Source organism: Desulfobacterales bacterium (assembly GCA_028704555.1).
Classification (GTDB): domain Bacteria; phylum Desulfobacterota; class Desulfobacteria; order Desulfobacterales; family JAQWFD01; genus JAQWFD01.
Genome location: JAQWFD010000005.1, coordinates 117,982 through 124,677 on the forward strand (window position 1 = coordinate 117,982; position 6,696 = coordinate 124,677).

7 protein-coding genes are annotated in these 6,696 nt (G+C 48.0%); 4 read left to right on the plus strand and 3 right to left on the minus strand.

The genetic code is table 11. The features are described 5' to 3' along the window. Window positions 1-13: 13 nt before the first annotated feature. Window positions 14-1,459: a cardiolipin synthase gene (gene cls / locus PHQ97_03705; protein MDD4391839.1), complete on the plus strand. Its 1,446-nt coding sequence runs from the start codon at window positions 14-16 to the stop codon at window positions 1,457-1,459. Window positions 1,460-1,604: 145 nt separating this feature from the next. On the opposite strand, the gene PHQ97_03710 is transcribed toward cls, so the two are convergent. Next, window positions 1,605-2,963 carry an OmpA family protein gene (locus PHQ97_03710; protein ID MDD4391840.1) on the minus strand — a complete coding sequence of 453 codons (1,359 nt, stop codon included), beginning with the start codon at window positions 2,961-2,963 and terminating at the stop codon, window positions 1,605-1,607. Between the two features lie 1,013 nt (window positions 2,964-3,976). After that, a complete protein-coding gene (locus PHQ97_03715; protein MDD4391841.1) occupies window positions 3,977-4,201 on the minus strand; it encodes a hypothetical protein in 225 nt (74 codons plus the stop codon). 207 nt (window positions 4,202-4,408) lie between these two features. Here PHQ97_03715 and PHQ97_03720 point away from each other — a divergent pair, with 207 nt between their 5' ends. From PHQ97_03720 to PHQ97_03730, 3 genes are all read left to right on the plus strand, one after another. Beyond that, on the plus strand, window positions 4,409-4,549 hold the full coding sequence (locus tag PHQ97_03720; protein MDD4391842.1) for a hypothetical protein: 141 nt from the start codon (window positions 4,409-4,411) through the stop codon (window positions 4,547-4,549). Continuing rightward, entirely contained in the window at window positions 4,546-4,866 is a 321-nt protein-coding gene (locus tag PHQ97_03725) for an ATP-binding cassette domain-containing protein (protein ID MDD4391843.1), read from the plus strand. The genes PHQ97_03720 and PHQ97_03725 overlap by 4 nt, the downstream gene beginning before the upstream one ends. Before the next feature lie 337 nt (window positions 4,867-5,203). Further along, complete coding sequence (locus PHQ97_03730; protein ID MDD4391844.1) at window positions 5,204-5,947, plus strand: hypothetical protein; 744 nt, start codon at window positions 5,204-5,206, stop codon at window positions 5,945-5,947. A 299-nt stretch (window positions 5,948-6,246) separates the two neighbouring features. On the opposite strand, the gene PHQ97_03735 is transcribed toward PHQ97_03730, so the two are convergent. After that, window positions 6,247-6,696 (minus strand): tyrosine-type recombinase/integrase (locus tag PHQ97_03735; GenBank protein MDD4391845.1); only part of this gene is annotated, 450 nt, incomplete at its 5' end.

A 6,696-nucleotide genomic window follows, 5' to 3' on the forward strand; every position in this document is an offset into this window, starting at 1 on the left:
TTTTTCGGCCAGAATGGTTGACACTTTGCAGGTTTCAGCAACGATTTTCCTGACGGCCCATTGGCTGATCGTGGTCGGCTTGTCTTTACGGGTGATCGCGCGAAGGCTCCCCGTGGGGGTCTCGTTGGCATGGCTCGCGGTGGTTTATGCCGTTCCGTTCGCGGGCGCGGGTGCGTACCTGTTCTTCGGCGGTAAGCGGCTGGACCGGAGAAGAATTACCCGGCATGCCATGGTGCAGGCCATCGTGGACAAGGCGCAGTCACAGTTGCGGCACAACGCCGCGGCGGCGCCGACTGCTGCGTGTGCGGCACAGCCGCTCTATCGACAGAGTCTGGGGCTCTTGGGTATTCCGGCACTCAATGGGAATTCCATGCGCCTGCTTTGCGAGTTCAACGAGGTTTTCGATTCGCTGGCATCGGATATCGCCGCGGCACAAGAGAGCTGCCGGCTTGCATTCTATATCTGGCACGACGGGGGCCGTGCCGATGACATAGTGGAGGCATTGCTGCGTGCGCAGAACAGGGGTGTGCACTGCCGGATTTTAGTCGATGCCGTGGGAAGCAAGGTTTTCCTTAGCAAAGATAACGTTCGTAAACTGCGGACATCGGGTGTCGAAGTAGTCAAGGCGCTGCCTCCGTCTTTTCGTCGCCGTGCTGATCTACGCAATCACCGCAAGATTGTCGTGATCGACGACCGGGTTGCGTACACGGGAAGCCAGAACCTGGTTGACCCCAGATTTTTCAAGCAGGATGCCGGAGTTGGGGAGTGGGTGGACGCCGTCGTCCGCCTCGAGGGTCCTGCGGTCGCCTTGCTAACCAATATATTTGAGGCGGACTGGTCAGTGGAAACGGGTGCGACATTCGAGATACCAATACCACGGTCGGGCAGCGAGCAAACGAATGGGTCCGGAGGTGATCTGGTTCAAGTGGTGCCGTCCGGGCCAGTACCTTACCCGGACGCAATCCGTCAACTCCTGTTGACGACAATATATTCCGCTCACCAGACATTGACACTGACGACACCCTACTTCGTCCCTGACGAGGCCATCCAAACGGCACTGCTGTCGGCGGCGGCCCGTGGCGTGGAAGTCTCTATCGTGATTCCCGCAAGCAACGACTCGTTTCTGGTGCGCCATGCCAGCGCCGCAAACTTTGAGGATCTTCTGAAAGCCGGCGTGCGTATAGCACTGTTCCAGAACGGGCTGCTGCACACGAAATCCATGGTCGTGGATGGGAGCGTGACAATATTCGGATCTGTAAACCTCGACATGCGAAGTTTTTGGTTGAATTTTGAGGTATCTTTGTTTGTCTATGGCGCGAGTTTCGCGGCCGCTATTATTGAACTGCAACAAAGCTACCTGGTACAATCCACCCTGATGGACGCAAAAACCTGGCGTCAGCGACCGGTACGCCGTCGATTTCTGGAAAACTTCGCCAGGCTTGCCGGGCCGTTACTGTAGAGTCCGAACGATGACAGCACCTGATCAGAACAGGGTTAAAAACTAACCCCCTGTGTCAGGATAGATGTCGCCTCAATTGGGAAAAAACAGGCCGGAGGTGAATTGGCGGTTCACCGCCGGCCTGGTGTAGTAAATTCACCTGTATTTACTGAATGGGTTTAAGTTCAACGCGGCGATTAAGGGCGCGTCCCTCGACGGTTTTATTGGTAGAGATAGGACTATTTAGACCGTATCCTTTAGAAATCAGGCGGTTTTTAACGATTCCTTTATTAACAAGATAATTGCGAACTGATTGAGCGCGCTTTTCTGACAAGGTCTGATTATACTCAGCTGTGCCGGTGCTATCGGTATGACCCTGAATCTCAACTTTTATTGAGGGCTGGGCTTTTAGACCAGCTACAATTTCATCTAATACCGGATAGGAACTGGGTTTAAGGTTGGCTTTATTCGTTTCAAATTGAATTTTTCTGTAAATCCAGGTACCCGACTTGGTCACTTCGGCACTTTTTGTTGCTATGGGAAACGGACAGCCCTGAGCATCTACTTTGGTATTACGCGGCGTATCAGGACATTTGTCTTTATAATCATAGACCCCGTCACCATCGCTGTCGAAGGGGCAGCCCTGAGCATCTACTTGGATATCGCGCGGCGTATCGGGACATTTGTCTTTATAATCATAGACCCCGTCACCATCGCTGTCGAAGGGACAGCCCTGAGCATCTACTTGGATATCACGCGGCGTATCAGGGCAGCTATCCTTAGAATCGGGCACGCCGTCACCGTCACTGTCAACCTCACCTGTCAGAAGAACGTCCTTCACAAAAGCGGACATGCCGGCTCCAGTCCCAAGGTTCTCGGCAGTGGTAAATTGGCCGCAATTAGTCGTCGCGGCCATCTTTTCCAACAAAATTCGTCCGTCGTTATCCTCACCTAACAAGACGGTGTATATGCAAAGACGGTCGCTGAATTGGACTGCCAGATCAGCGGCAGCGGCTAATGGTTCGTTGCCCAGATTTTCGCCGTCGCTGATGATCACCATGGCGATGGGGCCATGACTCTCACTCAGATCTGCACCGGCCGCTTTCAGAGCTTTAGCCATGGGGCTGGGACCACCGGGGCTGCTGATTTTTTTCAACCCGTCCGCCAATCCGTTGCGGGAATAGGCTTGGGGACCATAAAAAATTTCAGTACTTTTTGACGAGACAGAAGCCGCCAAGCCAAAGCCCCGGAGGATAACCTGGATATAAAGGTCGGGCATGGTTTGGTTAAAATGGGCCACAATACCTTTGGCTGTCTCAAATTTTTCCAGATCGGCATGCGGCTTTGCCATGGACGAGGATGCGTCTAAGATGAAAACCAGGTGATCGGCTTTGGTCTCCCACGTCCCTTGAATGGGTTGAGCGTCAAATGGCGGTGCTGACCTCATGGGCTGGATTGCGCAGGCTGATAGCAGGGAAAGTGAAAAAAATGCAAGTATTAACAACAGAGGTTGCTTTCTATTCATCAAAATTCTCCTTTGATTTTGGGTAACATGAAAAATGTTTAATTTCATTAAATCTAAAATAAACGACTGTCAGAAAACTATCCTACATACAGTAACGCAGTAACGATTCAACGTTTTTAACCTCAGAATCTATCTACCCTTATCTGCATAAATAAACAATAAAATTGGCGTTAAACAACAGTTTCAATGTGGAGTGATGAAAATCTAAAAATCAATTAATACAGAATGTTATAAAAAGCTTAGAAAAGCAGCGTTTTTGTATTTTTGTAACATGCTGATTATACGGTGTATCAAATTATTCTGCTGACAAATACATATAGATTTTTTTAATTTTTTCGGCAACAAACCACCCATATATCCTATGACCATATATCCTATGACAATTTTTTCTTATGCTACCGTAACGTGCTTATTTTTAATGAAAAAATATGCGGAACAAAAATGGGATCAATTTTGCAAAAAGATTTTCATCACCCCCGCCGGGCGCCTTGCATCACATTGTCTGCAGGGGCATCGAGCAGCGCAATATTTTCAGGGACAATACGGGTCGGGATCGGTTTCTGAAAAGGCTGAACTCTGTTTTAACCGAGAGTACCACGCCCTGCTATGCCTGGGCTTTGATCCAACCAGCATTTTCAGCTGCTTTTAAAAACCGGCAATGAGCCGATTGTAAGCATTATGCGACGGTTGCTGACCGGGTTATGCCGTGACCTTTAACCGGCGACATCGTCGTTGCGGCCGTTTATTTCAAAATCGTTACAAATCGATTTTATCCCAGGAAGATACCTATCTTCTGAAACTGGTGTGCTACATCCTTTTAAACCCGCTTCGAGCTGAAATCGTAAAGGATATGAAGTCACTGGACAGATATGCCTATAGCGATCACAGCTTTATTTATGGCAAGCGGGAAAATTCCTGGAAGTATATTGATACGGTACTGCACTATTTTGGTAGTGGAAAATATTCAGCTCAAGCGCGATACCGTGATTTTGTAGAATAAGTTTCTGAATTAATTAATGTTCCAAATCTTTAAAATACCCTTCTCCGCTTTTGAACACCCCGATCTTTTTGCGCTTACTGTCTGTGACCTCATAACTCTGCGGATCGATTCTTCGAAGTTGCCACCCTTTATCTTTGCAAATTTGGTTTCTGAATTCCCAATATCCCATTTCTTTGGTGCCTTCCATCTCAACGGGTTCGGTTCCGGCAGCTTCGGGCTTATTTTTGTTGGCTTCCATGGGTATCCTTTCTATTTCAAAGGGTATTGAACCTTGAAACTTATTGTTACACTATTCCGAATCTATATCAAGAATCAATAATCGCCCGGATATTTCAAGAAAGGGAACGTATTGGGTTCACCCATTAAAGGGCTAATCAAAAAAGATAGCATAATTTGCCCTTTATGACCTCTGGTCGAAGAGTTCAAGGACGTCCTGCGCCCCTTCATGCCGGTGTCGTATACCGAGTCGATTTTGATGCAAACGGCCCTCAAAATCATGGTTCATATTCTTTTTTCCGGATATGTGGATGTCCTGATAATTCAGACGGCAAATTTGGGCGTCAACGCCGAAGACATCTTTGACTGAAAAGGAAGGGGGCAAACGGTGCAGGGAAGACCACCACCATCGAGGTGATCGAAGATATTACCCCGCCAACCTCCGGCGAAATCCTCTACAAAGGCATGCCGAGGAGCGCATCGTTTCGGGAGGAAGTCGGCACCCAGTTTCAGCATACCGCGCTCCTGAACTTTCTGACCGTGCGCGAAACCCTGGAAACCTTTCACCGCCTGTTTCATCATATGAATGGGCCGGGCTGGGGTCAAGCCTTGATTTTTGATTTTGAACCCATTATTATCATAATAATTATAAATCAAGGTTTGAGCCTATCCGGCCCAAGGCTATGATATTGATCGAGTGGTGGAGAAGGTAGCCAAGGTTTTTGAGATGGAACCGGCGGAGGTTCGAAAACCGGAAAATCAACCGCTACGGGTAAAGGCCAGGAGCCTGGTCTGTTATTGGGCGGTCAGAAAATTGGGTATGAACGGTACAGGCGTATGCAAACTGCTGGTATAGGTCAACCGGCGGTGAGCGTGCGGTAGTGCGGGGGAAAAGATTGGCTCAGGATATGAATTTAAGCTTAATAAAGTGAGAAATGCATTTATTCATGCCCGTCCCCTTATTGTCCAGAGAACTCTTTGCGCAGGGGTTGCGCAAAACACGATTTCCGCAATGGTCTGAACCATGAAGCTGTCAAAAAAAATGCTGAAAGCCGGATGGAATATCATCTATGAAAAAAACGGGTCCTACACCATCTTCGGTTCCAACGCGCAGCAATACACCTTCATACCGGCCACGAACAAATGGTCGGCCCCCCCGGAAGCGATCGAACAATCTCTGGACAAAGATCTTGAACAGATCCGGTTAAAGAAAACCTCCGCTATAACGATTGCCTCCCGGTTGACGGCACTTGCCCACAGCAGACAATCTTCCGAGCCAATCCGAATCATCTGCAGGGACAGATTGGCCGAACATAAAAGTGTTCTGCATTTGGGTACGGGTAAGGATCAGTTCGCAAAATCGGATCTGCTCAAATCCGGCTGTCTGGAGGTGGTGGATTTTGATCCTAATTTTTATCCGGACCCGGCTGTTTTTAAAAAAAAGTACGATGTTGTTATTGCCAATTATGTATTGAATATTCTGCCGATGGAAGAACGCCATAAGGTCTATCTGCTGATCAGAGACACCCTCAAGGATATGGGAACCGCTTATCTGACGGTACAGGGCATCTGGCCTGTTGAACATAAATATCAGATTATTGAACGATACCAGGACGGCTATTTGATCAAGACCGGATTTAATACCACCTTTCGAAAAGGATATACCCCGGATGCATTTTTCGAAGAAATAAAACAGGAAATCAAGGGACGGCCCAGACTGATCAAAATGGTTTACAGCAATACATTTGTCAGTTGGACCCAAAAGTGAGAATCGCCGGGATTTTTAACCGACCGCTGGGGTCGGGCCAATATAACATACTAAAATAATAACAATTTGATTAAAAAAAGGCCCTCTGAATCACCCATCGATGCCATAAAGAGGAATTTTTGCTGAAATATCGATTTAAATATTATGGTCCGTGCCGGTCTTGTAACCCATCCGTCGAAATGGGTTTTTTCCGGTTATCACGAAATACTGGAACCACCCCGGCGGTACCGGCTGATTGATCGGGAAGAACGCATAAATTCTTTTGGCGTAAATAACCGTTCAGATTTTTCCGAAATTTATCAGAAATGGATTGATGCCAAGTTACAAAAGGCAAAGCACCGTGAAAAAAATGGAGCAAACGCATAGGGCAGGTAAACCGTACCGAAGCCTTCCTTTAAATCTATTTCATGGCACCTTTTCACCTTCTTAAGATGCCGCTGCAAATCGTCCACAATCATCACTGGTAACATGGTCACCCGGTCCTTATGTCCCTTCCCGTCCCGAACAACGATCTGCCGATAGCCGAAATCAACATCCTTCACCCGCAGCCGGACACATTCCATAACGTGGAGACCGGCGCCGTACAGCAATTGCCCCATAAGCCAGCAAACGCCCTCCAGCTGCAGCAAAATCTGCTTTGTCTCCTGCCGAGTAAAAACCACAGGCAATTTTTCCGGTTTTTTGGCGCGAATCAGATCCCCGAATTCACCCGGATCCTTTTTTATTACTTCTTTATAAAGGAACACAAG